Consider the following 3,235-nt stretch of genomic DNA (forward strand, 5'->3'; position numbering starts at 1 on the left):
ACTTTTTTGTGCGAATGCTACATAATACCGGATAATTGTTGTTATTGGTGCTTTCCATTTTTATAACATAGCCTACAATGTTTTTAAATATGGCATTGCTGCGCCTGTTGGCATATAGATGATTTATATCTTGATCAAATTCTTCTAGCGATACCTTGCTGTCGTTATCTTGCTTATAGTAAAGATCGATCCTGATTGCATCTAGTCTAGAATTTTTGTTAAAAAGAGCGTCAATGTATCTGTTTAAGCTCTCTTGCCTTCTTTGCTCTGTACGTGTTGGCTTTCTCTTTGCCATAAGTGACTCCTTGGTATTTTTGTATAGGTTAAAACTTAAATAAATTAAATAATAATTATTATGCTAAAATCAAAACATCTAGAAATCTAGGTATTTGTTAGATAAAACTATTAAGTAATCTAGCAAGTTTATAACTATCAAACATATACATACTTATGGCAAAAAAATATATCCAAAGTCATTTTTGACCTTGAATATATTAAATTTATGCAGCATTTGGATCAATGGACTTATACCATCGCTTACTACTTCCGTTCCATCTAAAACCAAGTGCCTTTATTGTATCTTTCTTTGCAAAGACGTCTTTCCCAGAAACTAGCAAGAAGCCGTTTTGCTCTACAACCTCTAGTCCTAGATTTTGCAATGTTGCATACTCGTCGTTTTGACTATATGCGCTTGCTCTCACAACTTGCTGTTGTGGTATGGCTGGCTTTGTGGTATTTCTTGGTACATTAGACGGTGTGTTGTATACAGCATGGTTTCTGGTTTTATCGTACAGCGAATTACCAAACTGATTTCCAAATGTCCGCAAGCTTCTTTTTAGTGCATCGGTTACAGCCTCTTTTGCGCCGTTTTCGTGAGCGTCTGCTAGACTTTTGGCTACCCCTGTGCCAAATCCTACATCTTGACGAGTAATGCATTTGGAATGATCCAAGCTAAATACATCGACCTTGACTACGGCTTTATAACAAATGACGGCATTTTGATTATTGTTCGTCTCTTGTGACACTTGTCCTAATGAAATGATGCTATAGCTCCAGCTCCCGAATCCAAAAATATTATTGGCGGTTTCTATAACGTCAAAACCTTCCAAGTAGGATAATTTAATATTGGCCTTTTCTCTTGTTTTTATCCTACTACTATCTAGTTCTTCTTGTAGTATTTTAATTTGCTTTTCGTTAAACATCTAATATCCTTTTAAACAGCTTTTGGAAGCTCGCCGTCTGCTGGGAGCATATTGATATTGTTAGGTTTGACATCTCTTTTTTTATTAACCTTGATTTTGGCTGGACAAACGGTGGTAACGACCGAAATTTCCGCAAAATCCTTTATCTCGTCTCGTCTACCGTCTTTTAGTCCTTCTTCTATGGCCTCCATGTCAAGGCTAAATTTTACGTAGCCTAGGCTCATTAACGCAGCCTCGTCTTTAATCTTGATTTCGTCTTTTGTCTTTACGTTTTCTTTAATCAGAGTTAAAGATGAGATTACGTTACCTTCTATTCTGTCGATACCGTTTTCCAAGAAAACTTCCGCCGCTATCTCTTTTGCGATCTCTAGCGCTTGTGTTAAGTTTCGTTTCAGAGTTTGAAGCTCTTGTATGTCTTGAGATAAAATGTCTATTTTATTTTTAATCTCGTCTAGAGATAACCCTAAGTAGTCGCATTTTTGAAAGTAGCTCGTACTATTGTTTTCTAGGATGCCTTTAAGATACTCTTTAAAATTTTGTGTAGGCTTATTTTCGTTTAAGCGTTCTATCTCGGATTGCAGCTTGTAGTTTATAAATTTCATTTTTCTACCTTATGCTATCAACTTGTTTTGAGTAGCTTTGATCTTGGCGATGTTTTCTGCCATATTCCAAAGCTTCTTGTTTATATCGGTATCGGTAGAAATCGATTTTATAATCTTGCTAGTAAATCGCCTATTTGTTTCGGCGTTAACTCCGCTAATGTTGCCCCTAATCAAATGTTCCTGGATGGTGTTAAAGGTAGTATACAGGTCGTCCTTCTCGTCTTCTATTCTGTGCGGAACCAATAAATCTCTATAATCCACCTCTAAATGCTTTTCAAATCTTAACGGGATCGCAGCCTTGGCAAAGCTTGCTTTATCGTCTTGGGTTAGCGGTATTTTGCTAAATAGCTTTATTTTGTTCAAAATATCGTATTTGGCTTTGGCTATTTTGTTTATAGCGATCGATACGTCGTTTTCTTTGTCGCCCAAGTGTTTTATTTGGTAAGACTCGAATACTTCGTCTGATACCACTAGGCCGTTAGCGCAAACGAATCTAAATACGCCCGCGCTTATACTAAAGCATTTGCTTCTATCGTGCGAATTAAACAGTAAAAGCTCTACTACATTCTCTCCCGGGTTTAAAAAATCGTCTAGATGACGAAACCTTACGTAATGCTTTTGAAATCCCTCTTTTTTTTCGTCTCTCACGTTTGCTTCGCTTACGCCTACGGGATACCAAGCGTAATCCCTGATCTCGTTTATTACGTCGATCGTAGATATAAAGTGATACTTGTCGCTTGCTTCAAAATACGGTTCGTCCGCAAACAAAGACGGAGCCAGTTGCTCTAATTGCTCATTAGTGAGCGGTTCGTTTGATATAGTCATTTTTCGTTTCTCCTTTTGACTATGATTTTGCTGCAAATAGCTACACTACTCATTCACACTATCCTTGATTATCTTAGCGACGGCTATCACTATCTCTAAAAAAACTCCCATTTCACACCCCTTGAAAATGTAATTTAAAATTTACGCTATCGATTGGAAAATATCCAAAACCTCTTATTCTTGCCGTCGGCGAATTATCGCCCATGCTAACCACGCTAGAACTCATATCTGTTCCTTTTGTGTTTTAGACGTAGTAGTTTATGGATTAGTCTTTTGAACCAAGACGGCCTTTTGTTCGGTAAAAAGCAATGATTTACCATATCAGCTCCTTAAAAAAGTGAAATGGCGATATATCTCTATATGCCTATATAAATAATATATAATTGAAATTTTTTCATTTTGACCCCATCTCCACCTATAGCAGATTAGCCATAGGTGGAGATTTTTATACCTTGTTAAAGCGGGGGTGTTTTGTAGGTGCGTAAAATAAAAAGGATGATATTGCTTAATTTGTAGTGGTTTTAGTTAGTTTAGGGCGGGCAGGGTGTTGCTTTCCAAGAACAAAATCAAGACTTGCCTACTGATAAAATTCTTGGAGCCGATCTT

General features: G+C 37.0%; 4 protein-coding genes. All 4 read right to left on the reverse strand.

Annotated elements, in window-relative coordinates:
* Positions 1-295: YagK/YfjJ domain-containing protein (locus tag H740_RS03290; RefSeq protein WP_002951279.1), on the reverse strand; the 295-nt coding region annotated here is incomplete at its 3' end.
* A 205-nt stretch (positions 296-500) separates the two neighbouring features.
* Positions 501-1,202 carry a Rad52/Rad22 family DNA repair protein gene (locus H740_RS03295; protein WP_002951281.1) on the reverse strand — a complete coding sequence of 234 codons (702 nt, stop codon included), beginning with the start codon at positions 1,200-1,202 and terminating at the stop codon, positions 501-503.
* Positions 1,203-1,213: 11 nt separating this feature from the next.
* Positions 1,214-1,804, reverse strand: a complete 591-nt coding sequence (locus tag H740_RS03300) for a hypothetical protein (RefSeq protein WP_002951282.1) — start codon at positions 1,802-1,804, stop codon at positions 1,214-1,216.
* A 9-nt stretch (positions 1,805-1,813) separates the two neighbouring features.
* Entirely contained in the window at positions 1,814-2,629 is an 816-nt protein-coding gene (locus H740_RS03305; protein ID WP_002951284.1) for a DUF932 domain-containing protein, read from the reverse strand.
* Positions 2,630-3,235 lie beyond the last annotated feature (606 nt).

This window comes from Campylobacter showae CC57C (assembly GCF_000344295.2).
Taxonomy (GTDB): domain Bacteria; phylum Campylobacterota; class Campylobacteria; order Campylobacterales; family Campylobacteraceae; genus Campylobacter_A; species Campylobacter_A showae_B.